General features: G+C 63.1%; 19 protein-coding genes. 6 read left to right on the forward strand and 13 right to left on the reverse strand.

All coding sequences use genetic code 11. From position 1 onward, the window contains the following. Positions 1–109: 109 nt before the first annotated feature. The gene (locus MJ8_RS18440) at positions 110–1,057 is read right to left on the reverse strand and encodes a hypothetical protein (protein ID WP_201410235.1); all 948 of its coding nucleotides are present in this window, start codon (positions 1,055–1,057) and stop codon (positions 110–112) included. 135 nt (positions 1,058–1,192) lie between these two features. Continuing rightward, complete coding sequence (locus tag MJ8_RS18445; protein WP_201410236.1) at positions 1,193–2,074, reverse strand: IS1595 family transposase; 882 nt, start codon at positions 2,072–2,074, stop codon at positions 1,193–1,195. 185 nt (positions 2,075–2,259) lie between these two features. Here MJ8_RS18445 and MJ8_RS18450 point away from each other — a divergent pair, with 185 nt between their 5' ends. Both MJ8_RS18450 and MJ8_RS18455 read left to right on the forward strand, forming a co-directional pair. Then, on the forward strand, positions 2,260–3,213 hold the full coding sequence (locus MJ8_RS18450; protein ID WP_201410237.1) for a carbohydrate kinase family protein: 954 nt from the start codon (positions 2,260–2,262) through the stop codon (positions 3,211–3,213). Positions 3,214–3,252: 39 nt separating this feature from the next. Next, a complete protein-coding gene (locus MJ8_RS18455) occupies positions 3,253–4,170 on the forward strand; it encodes a pseudouridine-5'-phosphate glycosidase (protein WP_201410238.1) in 918 nt (305 codons plus the stop codon). A 333-nt stretch (positions 4,171–4,503) separates the two neighbouring features. Here the strand turns inward: MJ8_RS18455 and MJ8_RS18460 are convergent, their stop codons facing one another. Then, entirely contained in the window at positions 4,504–4,827 is a 324-nt protein-coding gene (locus tag MJ8_RS18460; RefSeq protein WP_201410239.1) for a TfoX/Sxy family protein, read from the reverse strand. Positions 4,828–4,916: 89 nt separating this feature from the next. On the opposite strand from MJ8_RS18460, the gene MJ8_RS18465 reads away from it, so the two are divergent. Together MJ8_RS18465 and MJ8_RS18470 are read left to right on the forward strand one after the other, a co-directional pair. Continuing rightward, complete coding sequence (locus tag MJ8_RS18465; protein ID WP_201410240.1) at positions 4,917–5,414, forward strand: GFA family protein; 498 nt, start codon at positions 4,917–4,919, stop codon at positions 5,412–5,414. Between the two features lie 78 nt (positions 5,415–5,492). Further along, the gene (locus MJ8_RS18470) at positions 5,493–5,951 is read left to right on the forward strand and encodes a RidA family protein (RefSeq protein ID WP_201410241.1); all 459 of its coding nucleotides are present in this window, start codon (positions 5,493–5,495) and stop codon (positions 5,949–5,951) included. A 23-nt stretch (positions 5,952–5,974) separates the two neighbouring features. On the opposite strand, the gene sufA is transcribed toward MJ8_RS18470, so the two are convergent. The 7 genes from sufA to MJ8_RS18505 all read right to left on the reverse strand — a co-directional run bounded on the left by sufA (position 5,975) and on the right by MJ8_RS18505 (position 13,153). Then, on the reverse strand, positions 5,975–6,355 hold the full coding sequence (gene sufA / locus MJ8_RS18475; protein WP_201410242.1) for a Fe-S cluster assembly scaffold SufA: 381 nt from the start codon (positions 6,353–6,355) through the stop codon (positions 5,975–5,977). 102 nt (positions 6,356–6,457) lie between these two features. After that, positions 6,458–6,850 (reverse strand): SUF system Fe-S cluster assembly protein, encoded by a 393-nt coding sequence (locus tag MJ8_RS18480; protein ID WP_112127821.1) that lies wholly within the window; start codon positions 6,848–6,850, stop codon positions 6,458–6,460. 5 nt (positions 6,851–6,855) lie between these two features. Further along, the gene (locus tag MJ8_RS18485; RefSeq protein ID WP_201410243.1) at positions 6,856–8,097 is read right to left on the reverse strand and encodes a cysteine desulfurase; all 1,242 of its coding nucleotides are present in this window, start codon (positions 8,095–8,097) and stop codon (positions 6,856–6,858) included. A 96-nt stretch (positions 8,098–8,193) separates the two neighbouring features. Then, positions 8,194–9,474: a Fe-S cluster assembly protein SufD gene (gene sufD, locus MJ8_RS18490; protein WP_201410244.1), complete on the reverse strand. Its 1,281-nt coding sequence runs from the start codon at positions 9,472–9,474 to the stop codon at positions 8,194–8,196. Between the two features lie 25 nt (positions 9,475–9,499). Next, entirely contained in the window at positions 9,500–10,255 is a 756-nt protein-coding gene (gene sufC / locus MJ8_RS18495) for a Fe-S cluster assembly ATPase SufC (protein WP_041007078.1), read from the reverse strand. A gap of 26 nt (positions 10,256–10,281) precedes the next feature. After that, positions 10,282–11,802 (reverse strand): Fe-S cluster assembly protein SufB, encoded by a 1,521-nt coding sequence (sufB, locus tag MJ8_RS18500; RefSeq protein WP_201410245.1) that lies wholly within the window; start codon positions 11,800–11,802, stop codon positions 10,282–10,284. 190 nt (positions 11,803–11,992) lie between these two features. Next, a complete protein-coding gene (locus tag MJ8_RS18505) occupies positions 11,993–13,153 on the reverse strand; it encodes a cysteine desulfurase family protein (protein WP_201410246.1) in 1,161 nt (386 codons plus the stop codon). A 260-nt stretch (positions 13,154–13,413) separates the two neighbouring features. Here MJ8_RS18505 and MJ8_RS18510 point away from each other — a divergent pair, with 260 nt between their 5' ends. Continuing rightward, positions 13,414–14,088, forward strand: coding sequence for an alpha/beta hydrolase (locus MJ8_RS18510; RefSeq protein ID WP_040981311.1), 675 nt, complete (start codon positions 13,414–13,416; stop codon positions 14,086–14,088). A gap of 27 nt (positions 14,089–14,115) precedes the next feature. Here MJ8_RS18510 and MJ8_RS18515 read toward each other — a convergent pair whose 3' ends face one another. From MJ8_RS18515 to MJ8_RS18525, 3 genes are all read right to left on the reverse strand, one after another. Further along, complete coding sequence (locus MJ8_RS18515) at positions 14,116–14,985, reverse strand: phosphatase PAP2 family protein (RefSeq protein WP_201410247.1); 870 nt, start codon at positions 14,983–14,985, stop codon at positions 14,116–14,118. A gap of 47 nt (positions 14,986–15,032) precedes the next feature. After that, the gene (locus MJ8_RS18520; protein WP_201410248.1) at positions 15,033–16,676 is read right to left on the reverse strand and encodes an ArnT family glycosyltransferase; all 1,644 of its coding nucleotides are present in this window, start codon (positions 16,674–16,676) and stop codon (positions 15,033–15,035) included. Between the two features lie 75 nt (positions 16,677–16,751). Further along, positions 16,752–17,018 carry a hypothetical protein gene (locus MJ8_RS18525; protein WP_201410249.1) on the reverse strand — a complete coding sequence of 89 codons (267 nt, stop codon included), beginning with the start codon at positions 17,016–17,018 and terminating at the stop codon, positions 16,752–16,754. On the opposite strand from MJ8_RS18525, the gene tyrS reads away from it, so the two are divergent. Continuing rightward, a complete protein-coding gene (gene tyrS / locus MJ8_RS18530) occupies positions 17,019–18,272 on the forward strand; it encodes a tyrosine--tRNA ligase (protein WP_201410250.1) in 1,254 nt (417 codons plus the stop codon).

Below are 18,272 nucleotides of genomic sequence, written 5' to 3' on the forward strand. Positions count from 1 at the left end.
TATCCCCCTCAAGCATGTACGCAATTTGCGTCGCTTGGGGGGTTCGGCCATGAGAGTCTTGATTCTGGCGCTGGCTTTTGCGGCGACAGCGATCGGTCTGTCGTTGAGTTCAGCTGATGCTTTGGGCTTGCCCAAGCCTGAGAAGTTCCCAATCGCTAGGTTTTTGGCCAAACCGGTTGAGTTGATAGATTTGAGCGTTGTGAAAATACGTTTCGAATCCGATACCGCGATACGTAATGCAGTAAATCAGAAATTTTTCCGGGGTCTCTGGCTCACCTTCGAACAGAACCGGCCTATTCTTCGTCCACCCTTTTGGCCTCACGTCCTTAACGAGAGTGTGGATCGTGTAGTCCGTGTAGATCGGGTCATTCGGGTAGACGATATTCCCATGGTTAAGGTGCTTTTGTCGCTGAAAAATCTCGTCGAGAAATGCCTTGATTGCGGAGGTTCTAGCGTACGAAAAATCGGCCTGAATGATCTTTGTATGCTCGACCATGTCGATGGCCGGCCTTTCGCCGATATCTTCAATTGTGGCCTTAACCTCAAGGACAACTTGGGATCGGCTAAGCCCATGCTCATCGAATTTCCCGTTCGGCACGCAATCGAATTTAATCCAAGGCCTCTTGTCCTCGCGCGCCAGCTCATTGGAGACAATGGCGGCACTAAGAGTATTGCGAACCAGGATCACGCCGAAGACAGCGGCAATAAGCGACAACAGTCCCAGAGCAGAACTGACGATGAGAAGAGCAAGGGTCCAGGTAGCCACTTGCCGCTGGGCTTGCAAATCTTCTTCGGCGCGCTGGGGCTCGCGTGCGGTCTCTATGGCATTGTTAAAGCATGCGATGATTTCTTGCGGGGCGGTAAGGACCGAACAGCGGCGCTCGAATTCGGTTTTGGCCTCGGTATATGCTTGGTTTGTGGCATACTCTTCGTACACGCCATCGTAATTCAGTCGATACCCTAGCCAGACTGACGACGGGATTATAATGGCTATGCCAACCGCCACCGTAATCCAGATGGCCGCGCTGTTGTACCAGTCGCGAAAAGACTTAAGCATCTAGTCGCCCCCCCCAATTTCCCCTTGGGGCAACTATCACGTACAATGCGCGTTACGGCAACATGAGACGCAAGATGGACGAGACGACAGATCGCTTCGAGAGACTGCTACACGCGATGGCGACCAAGCCGCCGCTCACGGTGCCGGGCGCGGGAACGCTTGCAGCAAGAGGTCAAGCATCAGGTGGGGATGCTTCCGCAGGTTCTGCCGGAACTCGAACTCCCAAAGGTAGGTCTGCAACCACTTCTCAGAAACGGCCACGTAAGTCCCGCGCATAGAGCGCTTAACGTGCGACCAGAACGCCTCGATATTGTTCGTGTGGACCGCGCCGTTCACGTACTCGCCGGAACGATGGTTTACGGTGCCGTGCAGATAGCCAAGCTCTGACAGTTCCCGAAACGCGCCAGCCTCATCGGTGGCGACGCGCGAACCGGGCTTTACCCAAGCGAAGATCGCCGGCATCACATGCTTGCGGCCACGGCCGGGCAGGACGCGGGTGATGACTTCGCCACCGCGTTCGATGGCGCCGAAAACGACCGTCTTGTCGTCCTCGCCCATCTTATCCTTGCCGCCGTAAAACATCTTGTCGGCTTCAACGATGCCGCCGTCCTTGCCACCAAGCGGCGTGTCGCCATCAACGTAGCCCATGTACTGGCGGATGAGGTTGCACATGCGCCAAGCGGTCTTGTAGGTCACGCCGATAGTGCGCTGGACTTCCTTGGCCGACACGCCGTTGCGTGACGTGCAGAACAGGAACATGACCGTGAACCAATCGCGCAAGGATGTGCGTGTGGCTTCAAACGGCGTGCCAGCGGTCGGGTAGACCTGATAGCCGCAGAAATCGCATTCGTAGCAACGGCGGGCCTTCACGCGGTGAAAGTTGGCTTCCTTGCCGCACTTGGCGCAAACGTGCCGTTTCCCGTACCGCGTCGCCATGAGGTGATCGAGGCACGAATCATCGGTCGGGAACCGTTCGAGGAACGATTTGAGGGTTTCGGGCTTAGGGGTCGTGCTCATGTGACAACATATAGCAGTTCATGCTACATGTTTCAAGGGGATACATCCGGGCTAGTGCGGAGCACGACCGCTGGTCCAGAAGAGATTTCGAGATCCGGCCATCCCGAATCGGGACCCGATTGCAGGGTGACCCGAGGAAACCTAGTGTGCGCAGCCGCACGATCAACGAAAGTCATCGACCCGAAATGCCGACATCCCCAACCATCCTGGCCCCAACTATCCTGGCTTTGGGCGGCGCCCATATCGACCGGCGCGGCCAGGTCTCGGGCCTTTATGTCCCGGCAGCCTCAAACCCCGGCATGATGCGCGAGGATGTCGGCGGCGTCGTTTTCAACGCGCTGCGCAGTGTGGTGAAACGCGGCGTGTCGGCCTCGCTGATCTCGGTGCGCGGCGGCGACGCGGCGGCGGACACGGTCGCCGCGGCGATCGACAACGCCGGGATAACGGACCTCTCGGTCGTATTCCTCGACCGCACGACGCCCAGCTACACGGCGCTGATCGACGCCGAGGGCGAACTGATCGTCGGGCTGGCCGACATGGCGCTCTACGATCTTGCCTTCCCCAAGCAGATAAGGCGTTCCAAGGTGCGCGAGGCGGTCGCCAACGCCGACGCCATCCTGTGCGACGCCAATTTGCCGACGGCGGCGCTGGAGCGCCTGGTGGCGCTCGCCGGCGACCGGCCGGTCTTCGCCATTGCCGTCTCGCCGGCCAAGGTCGTTCGGCTGGCGCCGCTGCTCGGAAATTTGTCGTTGCTCTTCATGAACCGCCGCGAAGCCGCCGCGCTGGTCGGCGCCGAATTGTCCGGAAGAGCCCTTGTCCATGCGCTCAGGCGGGTTGGCCTGAGCGCCGGCGTGATCACGGCCGGCAGCGCTGCCGTGCTGGGCTTCGACGACGCCGGCGTCTTCGAAATCGATCCGCCGGTCCCGCGCCGGGTCGCCGACGTGACCGGCGCGGGCGATGCCCTAACCGGCGCGACAGTCGCCGCCCTGCTGCGCGGCCTGCCGCTGCGCGCCGCGCTGCGCGAGGGTGTTGCGGCGGCGATGCTTGCGATCGAGAGCCCCGAAGCCGTGCCATGCCTTACGACCGCCAATTTCACGCAGGCGCTAGCCCTTGTGCCGGAGGCACGGGAGGTGGCATAGGGCGACCCAGCCTCCACTTCCTCCTTGCCGGAGACAGCCATGACGCCCGAAACCGCCCGCCCCTTCATCGACACCCATCCGCCCGTGGCGGAGGCGCTCGCCGCCGGCCGGCCGGTGGTGGCGCTGGAATCGACCATCATCACCCATGGCATGCCCTACCCCGATAATGGCGCGATGGCCGCCAAGGTCGAGCAGATCATCATCGAGGGCGGCGCAGTGCCGGCGACCATCGCCGTTGTCGACGGCCGCATCAAGATCGGCCTGTCCGATGGCGAACGCGAATCGCTTGCCATGACGGGTGACGCCATGAAGCTGTCGCGCGCCGATCTCGGCTTCGCGGTCGCTCAAAAGCGCACGGGCGGCACCACGGTTGCGGCAACGATGATCGCCGCGCATATGGCCGGCATAAAAGTCTTCGCCACCGGCGGCATCGGCGGCGTCCACAAGGGCGCGGAGAAAAGCTTCGACATATCGGCCGACCTCGACGAGCTGGCGCGCACGCCGGTCATCGTCGTTTCGGCCGGCGCCAAGGCGATCCTCGACATCGAAAAGACGCTGGAAGTGCTGGAGACACGCGGCGTGCCGGTCATCGGCCACGGCTGCGAGACAATGCCGGCCTTCTGGTCGAGGCAGTCGCCCTTCCGCGCGCCGCTGACGCTGCAGGCGCCTCAGGATATCGCGCATTTCTACCGCACGCGGCAGGCGCTGGGCTTCGGCGGCGGCATCCTGGTCGCCAACCCAGTGCCGCAGAATGACGAGATCCCGGCCGACGAAATGGCCGGCTATATCGAAGCCGCGCAGAAAGCCGCCGAAGCGCAGAACGTGAGCGGCAAGGCGGTGACACCGTTCCTGTTGTCGAAGATCCTTAAGTTGACCGGCGGCCGCAGCCTCAAGACCAATATCGCGCTGGTCGAGAATAACGCACGACTCGCGGCGGAGATTGCCAAGGCGCTGTAGGGCACCCGGTTACGGCAGCTCCGGCCAACCGCAATGGCCGCGTTCCGTCACACCCCCCTCTGTCCTGCCGGACATCTCCCCCGCAAGGGGGGAGATTGGCAGCTTCATCGAAGGCGGTCTTCTTGCAATGTTGACGATTAGAGCATTTCACCGTTTCACGGAAACTGTGAAATGCTCTATCTCCTTGTTTTTACGCAATTCCCGGCGGAAAACCGCTCACACTTTTCCTGGAATTGCTCTAGCGAAAGCCGGCGCGACAGCTAATCTCCCCCCTTGCGGGGGAGATGGCCGGCAGGCCAGAGGGGGGTGCTCTCCCTCCAGCATCTCCAAGTTTCACTTCCCCGCCCGCCTTCCCGCCTCATATGCGCGCCGCGCCCACACCGCCATTTCGTCGGGATCGTCGAAGGCATTATCCGGCACGCTCCAATAGGGCATCGCCACCGCCTTGCCGTGGCGCGAGCCTGTATAGGTCCACTGCCTGCAGCCCGCTGCCTCAAAGTCCGGCGCACTTTGCTCGTCCGCCTTCAGCATCAACTCGCCGCCCACGACGACCGCGACGATGACACCGTCGCAATAGATGCCCTTGCCGCCGAACAGCTTGCGGATGCTGATCGGACCCAGGCTTTCGAACAATTCCTCAAGGCGCGTATTATCCATGCGGTGATCATCTCATCGGCCATCGGCCTTGTCATCGTCGCAACCAAGAGCATGCTGACAAGTTGAAAACTGGAAACGGAGTTCCCGCCATGCCCGTCCTGCTCAAAGGCTCCTGCCGATGCGGCGCCGTCCGCTTCGAGGTGGAAAGCCACACGCCGGTGCCGTTCATGCTCTGCTACTGCTCGATCTGCCGCAAGCAGCAGGGCGGCGGCGGTTTCGCCATCAATCTTGGCGCCGATTACGGGACGATGAACATCAGGGGCAAGCGAAGCCTGGGCGTCTATCGCGCCGAAATCGAGGATGACGAGCATCCGCATTGCGAGATCTCGACCGGCGAGCGCAATTTCTGCCGCAAATGCGGCTCGGCGCTCTGGCTTTACGATCCAACCTGGCCGGAGCTTGTCCATCCCTTCGCCTCGGCGATCGACACCGACCTGCCGAAGCCACCGGAAAAGGTGCATCTGATGCTGAAATACAAGGCGAACTGGGTCGAACCGGTGGTCGGCAAGAAGGACAAGGTCTTCGAGATCTATCCGGAGGAATCGATCGCCGACTGGCACAAGCGGACAGGCATGTGGGTTGATTAGAGCAATTCCAGCAAAACTGCCCATCGGTTTCCGCCCGGAATTGCGGTCAAGACAACCATCCGGCGACAGGAGGCCGAAATGAACCTCACGACGCACAAGAAATTCAAAGGCGATCGTTTGATGCCTTGGGGCAAAGGCACGGTCGTCTCGGACGCGAAGGGATATGTCTTTCTGTCCGGCAACACCGCCACCGTCGACGATTACGATCCGTCGAAACACCAGGGCGGCGCCGTCGGCGACGCGGCAACGCAATGGCGCGAGATCCTTGCCAACATCAAGTCGGACCTGGAGGAGCTTGGCAGCTCGCTCGACCACCTGGTCAAGGTGACGTTCTACGTCAAGGGGCCTTTCCCGTCCGGCGGCGTTCTGAGCTCACCCAACTTTCGTCTGGACGTGCTGGACGAATTCTTCGCCGAACATTGCCCCAAGCACTGCAGCTACAACAATCCGCCGCCATCGGAAGTGATCGGCGTCGCCGCCCTGGCGCAGCCCGATATTGTTGTGGAGCTTGTCGTCATCGCCGCGCTGCCGGACTGATCGGAAAGCGCAGACGCGCCTGGTCAGGCCGAGGCGCGCGCCTCGGCAAGCGCCTTGAGATCGGCCGGCTTCAACTCGACGGATTCGCCGCAGCCGCAGGCCGAGCTCTGGTTCGGGTTCTTGAAGGTGAAGCCGGTGCGCAGCGTCGTCTGCTCGAAATCCATCTCGGTGCCGAACAGGAAGAGCGCGGCTTCCGGCGCGACATAGACATGCGCGCCGTCCCGCTCGATATGGTCGTCCTTGGGGTTCGGCTCGGTCACCAGATCGATGGTGTACTCCATGCCGGCGCAACCGCCCTTCTTGATGCCGAGGCGGATGCCATGCGCGTTGTCGCGCGCGGCCACGATCTCGCGCACGCGGTCGGCGGCTTTTTCGGTCATCGTGATGACGGCGAAGCGTCCCATATTTTCCTTCTCCATTCCATGCAGGTTCAAGGCCTGCCGAATGATTCTCACCTAAAATGGTGAAGTTTTACCACCGGTGCAAGTGCGCCAGCCTGTGCTTGCTTAGTACCACCCGACCGCGACCTGCGCCTCTTCCGACATGCGGTCGGGCGTCCATGGCGGGTCGAACACCATGTTGACCTCGACGCCGGACACGCCCTCGACGGCGCCCACAGCATTCTCGACCCAGCCGGGCATCTCGCCCGCAACCGGGCAGCCCGGCGCGGTCAGCGTCATGTCGATCTTGACCGAGCGGTCGTCCTCGATGTCGATCTTGTAGACGAGGCCGAGCTCGTAGATGTCGGCCGGGATTTCCGGGTCGTAGACCGTCTTCAGCGCCGACACGATGTCGTCGGTCAGCCGCGCCAGCTCATCGGCGGGAATAGCCGAGGCCGAGACGATGCCGTTGCCGGCCGTTTCCGGAACAGTCTCTGCGGTCGCGCTCACATCGTCCATGATCATCACCCGAAGAACTTTCGCGCCTTTTCCAGCGCCTCGGCCAAAGCGTCGACTTCGGCCCTGGTATTATACATGCCGAACGATGCCCTGCATGTGGAGGTGACGCCGAAACGTTTCAACAGCGGCTGGGCGCAATGGGTGCCGGCGCGGACGGCGACACCTTGCCGGTCGATCACCATCGACACGTCATGCGCGTGTATACCTTGCAGTTCAAACGAGATGATGGCGCCCTTGCCCGGCGCGTCGCCGAAGATGCGCAGCGAATTGATGGCCCTGAGCCGCTCATGCGCGTAGGTCTTGAGATCCGCCTCGTGCGCCGCGATGCGCTCGCGGCCGACCTTTTCCATATAGTCGAGCGCCGCGCCGAGGCCGATCGCCTGCACGATCGGCGGCGTGCCGGCCTCGAAGCGGTGCGGCGGCTCGTTATAGGTGACGACGTCCTCCGTCACCTCCTCGATCATCTCGCCGCCGCCCATGAAGGGCCGCATGTCTTCCAGCCTGTCCTTCTTGCCGTAGAGCACGCCGATGCCCGAGGGGCCGTAGACCTTGTGTCCGGTGAAGACGAAGAAATCGCAGTCGAGGTCCTGCACGTCGATGGGCATGTGGACGGCGCTCTGGCTGCCGTCCACCAAGACAGGAATTCCACGCGCATGCGCGATGCGCACGATCTCCTTGATCGGCGTCACCGTGCCCAGCGCATTGGACATCTGGGTGATGGCGACGAGCTTGGTACGGTCGGTCAGCCGCTTCTCGAATTCCTCGATACGGAAGGCGCCGAGATCGTCGACCGGCACCCAGACCAGCTTGGCGCCCTGCCGCTCGCGGATGAAATGCCACGGCACGATGTTGGAATGGTGCTCCATGATCGAAAGCACGATCTCGTCGCCCTCGCCGATCCTCGGCATGCCCCAGCCATAGGCGACCGTGTTGATCGCTGAGGTGGTGTTGGAGGTGAAGACGATGTTGTCCGCGCTCGGCGCGTTCAAAAACCGCTGCACCGACTTGCGGGCGTTCTCATAGGCGTCGGTCGCCGCATTCGACAGGAAATGCAGGCCGCGATGGACGTTGGCGTATTCTTGGCTATAGGCGTGCTGGATGGTGTCGAGCACCACCTGCGGCTTCTGCGCCGAGGCGCCATTGTCGAGATAGACCAGCGGCTTGCCGTAGACCTGGCGCGACAGGATCGGGAAGTCGCGGCGTATCGCCTCGACGTCATAGGGAGTGGTTTCGATCTTCTGGTCCATCACAAGCTCTTCCGAGGCAGCGCCTCACTCTGTCACGCACCCCTCATCCGGCCCTTCGGGCCACCTTCTCCCCGTGAACGGGGAGAAGGAAGGCGCTTATCCGTGCGTCGAAAACCAGCCGTCGAGCCGCTCTTCGAGCGCTTCGACCAGCGCCTCGTCGTCCAGTTCCTCGATCACTTCGGCGACGAAAGCCTTCACCAGAAGGCCCCGCGCGCTCTTCTCGTCGATGCCGCGCGCCATCAGATAGAACAGATGGTTGTGGTCGATCTCGGTGACGGTAGCGCCATGGCCGCAGACCACGTCGTCGGCGAAGATCTCCAGCTCCGGCTTGGTCGAGAACTCGCCGTCGTCCGACAGAAGCAGCGTGTTGCAGGCCATCTTGGCGTTGGTCTTCTGCGCGTATTGATGCACGTTGATGCGGCCCTGGAAGACGCCGCGCGCCTTCCCGGTCACGACGTTGCGCATCACTTCTGTGGAGGTCGTATGCGGCACGGCGTGGTCGAGCACCATGGTGGTGTCGGTATGCGTGTCGCCGGCGAGAAGGTTGATGCCGCGCAGTTTGAAATCGGCGCCCTCGCCCGTCGTCCTGACGACGACCTCCTGGCGAACGAGCCTGCCGCCGGCATTCATCACGAACAGCGTCAGCTTGGCGTCCTTGCCGATATGCGCCTTGAATTGGGCGAGATGCGTGACTGTCTCCGGCTGTTCCTGCACGATCAGCCAGGTCACTTCCGCGCCGTCGCCGACCACGAGCTGGCTGACCGAAGAGACGAGCGCCTCGCCGTCTTCGCTTGCCTCGCCGGTCTGGCGCTCGACGACGACCGCCTTGGCGCCGGCCCCGACACGCGCCAACAGCCGCACATGCGACTGGCCGCCGGCCTGCAGGTTCTGCAATTCGACCGGCTTTTCCAGCTCGGCGCCGTCGGCAATGTCGACGAAGTAGCCGTCGGCGACAAAGGCCGTGTTCAGCGCGCCGATCGCGTCGTCGGCGCCGTAAGGGTCGAGCCCCGGCGCGACGCTGCCGTCGGTAAGCTTCTCCGACAGACGCTGCACGGTAACCCCTTCGATCTCCGGCGTCTTGGTGTTGGAAACGCCGTTGAGCACCGGCAGCACCGCCGAGCCTTCAAGGATCGGCGCCAGCGCCTTGGCCACGGCTCCAGCCTCGAAAGCCGGCACCTTGGTCAGCAGCCGGCGCAGGTCCGTATAATGCCAGGATTCGACTCGCCGCGTCGGCAGGCCGTGCTTGATCGCCTCGATCGCATCGTCGCGCTTGACCATTACCGCGCCGTCGCCCGGCAGCAGCGACAGCCGTTCGCCGAAGGCATCGATCAGCGCCGTCTCGGCCAGTGTCCGCTGGGGCTGTGCGTGCATGTTCATCGTTCTTGCCTCGACCGCACCCATCTCACGCGGCTTGCCCGATCACGCCGGCATAGCCGTTGGCCTCGAGATCGAGCGCCAGCGACTTGTCGCCCGACTTGATGACCTGTCCCTTGTAGAGCACGTGCACCGAGTCCGGCACGATGTGCTCAAGCAGGCGCTGATAATGGGTGATGACGACGATGGCGCGGTCCGGCGAACGCAGCGCGTTGACGCCGTCCGAGACGATCTTCAGCGCGTCGATATCGAGGCCGGAATCGGTCTCGTCGAGCACGCAGAGTTTCGGCTCGAGTAGCTTCATCTGCAGGATCTCGGCGCGCTTCTTCTCGCCGCCGGAGAAGCCGACATTGAGCGGGCGCTTCAGCATGTTCATGTCCATGCTGAGCGAAGCCGCCGCTTCCTTCACGCGCTTCAGGAATTCCGGCACCTTCAGCGGCTCCTCGCCGCGCGCCTTGCGCTGCTCGTTCATCGCCACCTTCAGGAATTCCATGGTCGCCACGCCCGGTATCTCCATCGGATACTGGAAGGCGAGGAAGATGCCGGCGGTGGCGCGCTCGGCCGGATCCATTTCGAGGATCGACTGGCCGTTATAGAGGATGTCGCCCTCGGTGACCTCATAGTCCTCGCGGCCGGCGAGGATATAGGAAAGCGTCGACTTGCCCGAACCGTTCGGCCCCATGATGGCGGCGACCTCGCCGGCTTTCACCGTCAGGTTCAGCCCACGGATGATTTCGGTGCCGTCATCGACGATGCGGGCATGCAAATTCTTGATCTCAAGCATAGTTTCTTCCTGAATAACTTTTGCGGTCAGCCGACCGAACCCTCAAGGCTGATGCCGATCAGCTTCTGCGCCTCGACGGCGAACTCCATCGGCAGCTGCTGGATGACGTCCTTGACGAAGCCGTTGACGATCAGCGCGATCGCTTCTTCTTCCGGAATGCCGCGCTGCATGACGTAGAACTTCTGGTCCTCGGAGATCTTCGAGGTCGTCGCCTCGTGCTCGAACTTCGCCGTCGCGTTCTTGGCTTCCATGTAAGGCACGGTGTGCGCGCCGCACTGGTCGCCGATCAAGAGCGAGTCGCAATTGGTGAAGTTGCGCGCGTTGGTCGCCTTGCGATGCGCCGAGACCTGGCCGCGATAGGTGTTCTGCGAAAAACCGGCGGCGATGCCCTTGGAGATGATGCGGCTCGACGTGTTCTTGCCGAGATGGATCATCTTGGTGCCGCTATCGACCTGCTGGTAGCCGTTCGAGACCGCGATCGAATAGAACTCGCCCGAGGAATCGTCGCCGCGCAGGATGCAGCTCGGATATTTCCAGGTAATGGCCGAGCCGGTCTCGACCTGCGTCCACGAGATCTTCGAGCGGTCGCCGCGGCAGTCGCCGCGCTTGGTGACGAAATTGTAGATGCCGCCCTTGCCCTCGGCGTCGCCGGGGTACCAGTTCTGCACCGTCGAATATTTGATCTCGGCATCGTCGAGCGCGATCAGTTCGACCACGGCGGCATGCAGCTGGTTCTCGTCGCGCTGCGGCGCCGTGCAGCCTTCGAGATAGGAGACATAAGCCCCCTCCTCGGCGATGATCAGCGTGCGCTCGAACTGGCCGGTATTCTTCTCGTTGATACGGAAATAGGTCGACAGCTCCATCGGGCAGCGAACGCCCTTGGGCACGAAGACGAACGAACCGTCGGTGAACACGGCGGAATTCAGCGTCGCGTAGAAATTGTCCGTGGTCGGCACGACCGAGCCCAGATATTTCTGCACCAGCTCCGGATGCTCGCGGATCGCTTCCGAGATCGAGCAGAAGATGACGCCCGCCTTGGCGAGCTCTTCCTTGAAGGTGGTGACCACCGAGACGGAATCGAACACCGCGTCGACCGCGACGCGGCCGGACTTGTAGACGTTGTCGCCTATCTCCGCTTCCTCGTTGGCGACCGCGGGCTTCTGCACGCCGGCCAGGATTTCCTGCTCCTTGAGCGGAATGCCGAGCTTTTCGTAGACCTTGAGCAGCTCAGGATCGACCTCGCTCAGCGACTTCGGCCCCGGCGTGCTCTTCGGCGCGGCGTAGTAGTGGATGTCCTGGAAGTCGATCTTCGGATAGTGGACGCGCGCCCAGGTCGGTTCTTCCAGCGTCAGCCAGCGGCGATAGGCGCCCAGACGCCATTCCAGCATCCAGTCCGGCTCGCCCTTCTTCTCGGAGATCAGACGGATGATGTCCTCGCTCAGGCCCTTGGGGGCCTTGTCCATCTCGATCTCTGTCTGAAAACCGTATTTATACTGGTCGACGTCGATCTTTCGGACTCGATCGATCGTCTCCTGCACAGCAGGCATAAGCGTTCTCCATCCTCGCCGGGGTCAAGGCCCGGCAGTTTTCAAACTATGGCACCGCTGGAATCGCATCCCGGCGGGGCTGCGCAGCGGAGTAAGCTCCATATAGTGCGTGTCCGCCGGAAATTCACCCGGCCAGGACAAAACGCACGGCTCTACCAGGCCATAAGGCCTGAACTCGTCTTCGCCGCCGTCAGGCGGCTTCTTCCTTGCCCGCGCGGCGGGCGACGATGCCGGCCAGCGCCTTTCTGAACGCCGCGATGTCCTCGGCGCCGGTCGCGCCGCCGATCGACACGCGCAAGGCGCCCAGACTGTCGCCATGGCCCATGGCCTTCAGCACATGGCTGGGGCCGACCTTTCCCGACGAGCAGGCCGAGCCCGCCGACAGCGCGACGCCGGCGAGATCGAAAGCGATCTGCGCCGTCTCGGCCTTGATGCCGGGAATAGCGAAGAATGTCGTGTTGGCAAGCCTTGGAGCGGCATTTCCGAAAATTTCCGCGTCGGGCGCCAGCTCCGTCACGATCGCCTCGGCCTCGTCGCGGCGCCGAGCGACGGCCTCCATCTCGGCAAGACCCGCAAGCGCTGCCCGCGCCGCGGCGCCGAAACCGGCGATCCCGGCGACGTTTTCCGTGCCGGCGCGGTGGCCCTTCTCCTGGCCCCCGCCATTGACCAGCGGTCGCGGCATCATCAGGTCGGACGCGGCAACGATCGCGCCGACACCCTTGGGTCCACCGATCTTGTGCGAGGACAGGATCAGGTAGTCGGCATAAGACCCTGAGATATCGAGCGGAATCCGTCCGGCGGCCTGCACGGCGTCGACGACCAGCACCCCGCCGGCCGCCTTCACGATTTCGGCCACGCGACCGACCGGCTGGACGACGCCGGTCTCGTTGTTGGCGGCATGGATCGCCACCAGCGGCAGGCCGGCGGCCTTGTCATGCGCGGCGAGCGCGGCGGCAAGCGCCTCGAGATCGGCAATGCCGTTGCGGTCGACGCCGATCCTCGTCACCTGCGCCGCCTCAAACCGCCCACCATTGAGGATGCAGGGATGGTCGGCCGCCGAGACATAGAGGTGGCTCATGCGGATGGCCCCGCGTCCCATCTGCCAGTCGGGGCTAAGCAGCGTCGAGGCGGCTTCGGTGGCGCCGGAGGTGAAGACGACATGCTCGGGCCGGGCGTTGACCAGCCGCGCCACGTCGCGGCGCGCGTCCTCGACCAGCCGGCGTGCGGCGCGGCCTTCGGTGTGGACCGATGACGGATTGGCGGCATCGAGCGCGGCGACCATCGCCGCGCGCGCTTCCGCAAGGAGCGGCGCGCTGGCGTTGTAGTCGAGATAGGCGCGGGTTGCGGCCATTTTCGCTCAGTTCGTCCTTTCGCCAACTATCCCGCGAGGATAGCGCGTTATTTCCTTGAAATTGCAAGGCAAGCCGTCCTATTTACCCGGCTTGCGGCGCGGGCGGCCAAACCATCGAGTTTCGGCTGCCCAGTTTTGAACAATTCTAAACTAGCTTCTAGGAAGACGCTCGCCCGGCGTCAAGGCCGCAGGTAGGGCCGCAGCGGAGTTGGGCCGAAGAGTTCCGGGCTAGCGCATTCATATGCCACGTGGAGTATTTTATGCCTGAGGTCATTTTCGCCGGTCCGGCTGGTCGCCTGGAGGGACGCTATCAGCCCTCGAAGGAAAAGAGCGCCCCGATCGCCATCGTGTTGCATCCGCACCCGCAATTCGGCGGCACGATGAACAACAAGATCGTCTACGACCTCTTCTACATGTTCCAGAAGCGCGATTTCACCGTGCTGCGCTTCAATTTCCGCGGCATCGGCCGCAGCCAGGGCGAATTCGACCACGGCACCGGCGAGTTGTCGGACGCGGCCGCGGCGCTCGACTGGGTGCAGTCGCTGCATCCGGATTCCAAGAGCTGCTGGGTCGCCGGCTATTCCTTCGGCTCCTGGATCGGCATGCAGCTTCTGATGCGCCGGCCTGAGATCGAAGGCTTCATCTCGGTCGCGCCGCAGCCCAACACCTATGATTTCTCGTTCCTGGCGCCCTGTCCGTCGTCCGGCCTGATCATCCATGGCGATGCCGACAAGGTGGCGCCGCCCAAGGACGTGCAGGGGCTGGTCGACAAGCTGCACACGCAAAAGGGCATCACCATCACCCAGAAGACGCTTCCCGGCGCCAACCATTTCTTCGCCAACGACACCGAGCAACTGATCCAGGAATGCGCCGACTATCTCGACCGGCGCTTGGCTGGCGAGTTGGCCGATCCGCGGCCGAAGCGACTGCGCTAAGCACGGCAGGCCGCCGGCCCAGGCGCCTTAGGGAGTCTGGGTTCGGTCGGCGCCGATCGCGCCGCCCTCGACCCGGCCAGCCATCGAAATCCGGCTTCTCGGTGCGTGGAACGGCCCCAGCCGGAATGTCCGCTTGCGCACCGGCAGTTTCGCGCTTGTCTGGCCGAAGATGAAACCGAGCCGGGCGAACACCAGCCCCGAGACCACCGCGAACGCCAGCCCCAGGCCGAAGCCCGCGACCGTGTCGCTCGGATAATGCGCGCCGACGAAGACGCGGGTCGAGGCGATGCAGGCGGTGACCACCAGCGCGATAGTCCAGCGCCGCGGGAACAAGAGCAGCAGGATGCCGAAGACCGCGCCCATCGTTGTGGCATGGCCGGACGGGAAGCCGGCGAAGCGCGCATCCATGGCGAAAGGATGCAGCGACAGGACGCCGAAATCCTTGAAATAAAGCGGCCGGGCGCGGCCGATGCCGTATTTCAAAAGGTTGACCGCGAGGCCCGACAGGCCGACGGCGCAAAGCACCAGGAATGCGAAGCACGTCCAATTGTAGACGATCATCCGGCCTTGCCGCGACAGGCCGCGCCAATCCGTCAGATTGGCCACGACGAGGCAGAGCGCCGCTGGAATGAGATACCAGCCCCCGAGGCCGAACTGCGTGAAGAAATCGGTGAAGCGCACGAAACCGGGCGACCATTCGCCGCGCGTCTCGCCCGCGCCGGCATCGAGGCGCAGGAAGACCGCCACGGTGAACAGCGCCCAGGCTATGAGCCAGACGCTCCATAGAATTCTCGGATAGCGCCCCGGCCGCACGGCAAAGCGTCGCTTCACGATCGACATCGTGTCGCGGAAATTGCCGAGCGAGCGGCGGAAAAGGGCAAGGGGCGCGACGGACATGGCTTTAGCGCGTGCTTATAGGGGCATTCAGCGCCCGAGGCTATTCATCACGGCGCCACCCGGTAAAGCCCGAGCGACAGCTTGTCTCCTGACGAATAGTTGATGCCGTCGATCTCGGTCAGCCGTTTGGCCGATTTCCCCTGGGCGGTCAGGACATCGGCGAGCTTCTGCTCGTCCTTGATCGGCGCGAGCCCAAGCGCGCAGGACGGATCGTCGAGAAGGTGCCGCGCCACCCCCTCGACATCGGTAAGCACCGTCTTGGTGCCGACCAGGAAGACCAGGCTCGGCTCCTGGAATTTCGCCGAGGCGAGCACCGTGGTGTCGCACAGCCGGTTGGCGTCGACGGCCGCCATGACCGCGGGGCTCAGCCAGATCGGCTTCAGCGACGGCGCGATGACGCCGAACAGCAGGCTGAAGGTGATGCCCGCGCCGACCGCGATCGCGGCGATGCGCGGAAGCGGCACCTGCAATTGCCTTGGGAAGGCAAGGTAGCCGGTGACCAGAGCGGCAATCGCCGCAGGCACGCTCCACCAGGAGAAGGACTTGGCGAGATACAGCGGCGCGCCGACGCAGACCACGGCGAGGCCGATCGCCACAACGGCAAGGCCGAAGGCGGTCGCCCACCACAGCCATGTCTGCCAGCGCTTCAGCGGCGCGTTGGCCTGGTCCGCTGGTAAGGTGAGCAGCCAGCCGATCAAAAGCGCCATGCCCGGATAGGCCGGCATGACGTAATGCGGCAGCTTGGTCGGGATCGCCTCGAAGACCAGCCAGAACGGGATGTACCAGGCCAGGCAGAAGCGCAGGCGTGGATCGTCCCGGAGCCGGTTGATCGCCTGCAGCCCGGCGCCGACCGCGATCAACCCGAACGGCCACATGAACAGCGAATAGGTGAGCATATAGAAGCCGGGCGGGAGGCCGTGCGATTCCTCGCCCTGCGCCACCTTGTTCAGCATGTCCTTGCCGACCGCCTCCTGGAAGAAGGCGCCGCCGCTCTTCCAGGTGATAAGGATCAGCCAGGGCAGCACGATCACGAGCACGATCAGGACGCCGCGCACCAGCTTCATCTTGAGTAGCCAGCGCCAGTCGCGATCGAAGGCAAAGAGCGCGGCGGCGGTCAGCAGCGACAGCAACGGCGAAACCGGTCCCTTGATGAGGATGCCCACGCCTTGCGCGACCCAGAAGATCCACGGCAAGTGTATAGGAACAGCTTCGTTGCGCTTCGCAGCCCAATAGACCTGCGCCAGCGCGCCCTGCGCGATCACGCAGCAGGCGAGAAGCATCGCATCGGTTTTGGCGTCGCGCCCCTCGAAGGCCGTGGCGAAAATCGCCGCCATCATCAGGCCAGCGGCCAGCCCGGCATTGGCGCCGAAGAGCTTTGTCCCGGTCCAGCCGATCCCGACGACGGCGATCGCGATGCCTAGCATCGAGACCAGGCGATAGACCCAGATCGGCGCCGCCGCCCCCTCGCCGCTCAACGCCACCGCCGCGGACTGCAGCCAGTAGATGCCGATCGGTTTCTTGTAGCGTGTGACGTCCTGCAGGCGGATGTCGACATAGTCGCCCGTCTCGACCATCTGCTTGGTCGCCTGGACGAAGCGGGATTCGTCGCGGTCGACCGGCGGCAGGCTGGCCAACCCGCTGACGGTCATGACGATGCTGAACAGAAAGAGGAAAAGGTAGTTCCTGTTCATCGCGGGAGCTCGTCCGATCTGAAACTGCGGGATGGCCCCGTCGCGGCATGGCGCCTGTCTTTGCGCGGCGCTTCATTACGCCAGCAAAAACGGTGAAGCAAGGACAGCGGTGCCGCACGGGACCGGACGCAAAACCGGAAACCACTTTTGCTGATCGCCTGTTTGTTGATTGAAGCGCGATCGGGCGCAAAACCGGAAACCACTTTTGCTGATCGCTTGTTTGTTGGTTGAAGCGCGATCGGGCGCAAAACCGGAAACCACTTTTGCTGATCGCGCTTGGATGCTAAACGCGCGCCTCATATCAAGCACGGCCAAGTGCCCGGCGACCTCCAGGAAGAACAAATGCCCGCCTTCAAATCCGATTTCCTGCGCATCATGAGCGAGCGCGGCTTCATCCACCAGATTTCGGATGAATCGGCCCTCGACCAGCTTTTCGCAAAGGAAACGGTGAGCGCCTATATCGGCTTCGACGCAACCGCCAAGAGCTTGCATGCCGGATCGCTGATCCAGATCATGATGCTGCACTGGCTGCAGCGGACGGGCCACCGGCCGATCGCGCTGATGGGCGGCGGCACCTCGATGATCGGCGACCCGTCTTTCAAGGACGAGGCGCGCAAGCTTTTGACCCCGCAGGACATCGAGGACAATCTCGTCGGCATCCGCCGCAATTTCGCGCCTTACCTGAAGTTCGGCAGCGGTCCCGGCGACGCGGTCATGGTCAACAATGCCGACTGGCTGATGCAGATCAACTACGTCAACTTCCTGCGCGACGTCGGCCGACATTTCTCCGTCAACCGCATGCTCGCTTTCGATAGTGTGAAGCTCAGGCTCGATCGCGAGCAATCGCTGTCTTTCCTCGAATTCAACTACATGATCCTGCAGGCCTACGACTTCGTCGAGCTCTACAAGCGCGTCGGCTGCCGGTTGCAGATGGGCGGCTCGGACCAGTGGGGTAACATCGTCAACGGCATCGATCTCGGCCACCGCATGGAGGGCGTGCAGCTCTTCGCCATGACCACGCCGCTGCTTACCACCTCGTCCGGCGCCAAGATGGGCAAGTCGGCCTCGGGCGCGGTCTGGCTCGACGGCGACATGCTCAGCCCTTACGAGTTCTGGCAGTACTGGCGCAACACCGAGGACGCCGATGTCGGCCGCTTCCTGAAACTTTACACCACGCTGCCGCTCGACGAGGTGGCGCGCCTCGAAAAGCTCGGCGGCTCGGAGATCAACGAGGCGAAGAAGATCCTCGCCACCGAGATTACCGCCATGCTGCACGGCCGCGAGGCGGCCGAGACCGCAAGCGAGACGGCGCGCAAGACCTTCGAGGAAGGCGCGCTCGCGGACACGTTGCCCAGCATCGAGGTGGCCAAGTCGGATCTCGACGCCGGGATCGGCATCCTGGCGCTGTTCGTCACCGCCGGACTGGCCGGCTCGAACGGCGAGGCGCGCCGGCACATCCAGGGCGGCGCCGTGCGCGTCAATGACCAGCCGCTGACCGACGATCGGCGCATCGTCACGCTTCAAGACCTCGGCCCGGAAGGCGTCGTGAAGCTTTCGCTCGGCAAGAAGAAGCACGTGCTGGTGCGGCCGAGCTGA

Source organism: Mesorhizobium sp. J8 (assembly GCF_016591715.1).
In the GTDB taxonomy this organism is placed as follows: Bacteria; Pseudomonadota; Alphaproteobacteria; order Rhizobiales; family Rhizobiaceae; genus Mesorhizobium.

Coding starts and splice junctions, on each gene's coding strand:
- MJ8_RS18440 (WP_201410235.1), bottom strand. CDS start 1,057: ATGCTTAAGTCTTTTCGCGACTGGTACAACAGCGCGGCCATCTGGATT.
- MJ8_RS18445 (WP_201410236.1), bottom strand. CDS start 2,074: ATGAGCACGACCCCTAAGCCCGAAACCCTCAAATCGTTCCTCGAACGG.
- MJ8_RS18450 (WP_201410237.1), top strand. CDS start 2,260: ATGCCGACATCCCCAACCATCCTGGCCCCAACTATCCTGGCTTTGGGC.
- MJ8_RS18455 (WP_201410238.1), top strand. CDS start 3,253: ATGACGCCCGAAACCGCCCGCCCCTTCATCGACACCCATCCGCCCGTG.
- MJ8_RS18460 (WP_201410239.1), bottom strand. CDS start 4,827: ATGGATAATACGCGCCTTGAGGAATTGTTCGAAAGCCTGGGTCCGATC.
- MJ8_RS18465 (WP_201410240.1), top strand. CDS start 4,917: ATGCCCGTCCTGCTCAAAGGCTCCTGCCGATGCGGCGCCGTCCGCTTC.
- MJ8_RS18470 (WP_201410241.1), top strand. CDS start 5,493: ATGAACCTCACGACGCACAAGAAATTCAAAGGCGATCGTTTGATGCCT.
- sufA (WP_201410242.1), bottom strand. CDS start 6,355: ATGGGACGCTTCGCCGTCATCACGATGACCGAAAAAGCCGCCGACCGC.
- MJ8_RS18480 (WP_112127821.1), bottom strand. CDS start 6,850: ATGGACGATGTGAGCGCGACCGCAGAGACTGTTCCGGAAACGGCCGGC.
- MJ8_RS18485 (WP_201410243.1), bottom strand. CDS start 8,097: ATGGACCAGAAGATCGAAACCACTCCCTATGACGTCGAGGCGATACGC.
- sufD (WP_201410244.1), bottom strand. CDS start 9,474: ATGAACATGCACGCACAGCCCCAGCGGACACTGGCCGAGACGGCGCTG.
- sufC (WP_041007078.1), bottom strand. CDS start 10,255: ATGCTTGAGATCAAGAATTTGCATGCCCGCATCGTCGATGACGGCACC.
- sufB (WP_201410245.1), bottom strand. CDS start 11,802: ATGCCTGCTGTGCAGGAGACGATCGATCGAGTCCGAAAGATCGACGTC.
- MJ8_RS18505 (WP_201410246.1), bottom strand. CDS start 13,153: ATGGCCGCAACCCGCGCCTATCTCGACTACAACGCCAGCGCGCCGCTC.
- MJ8_RS18510 (WP_040981311.1), top strand. CDS start 13,414: ATGCCTGAGGTCATTTTCGCCGGTCCGGCTGGTCGCCTGGAGGGACGC.
- MJ8_RS18515 (WP_201410247.1), bottom strand. CDS start 14,985: ATGTCCGTCGCGCCCCTTGCCCTTTTCCGCCGCTCGCTCGGCAATTTC.
- MJ8_RS18520 (WP_201410248.1), bottom strand. CDS start 16,676: ATGAACAGGAACTACCTTTTCCTCTTTCTGTTCAGCATCGTCATGACC.
- tyrS (WP_201410250.1), top strand. CDS start 17,019: ATGCCCGCCTTCAAATCCGATTTCCTGCGCATCATGAGCGAGCGCGGC.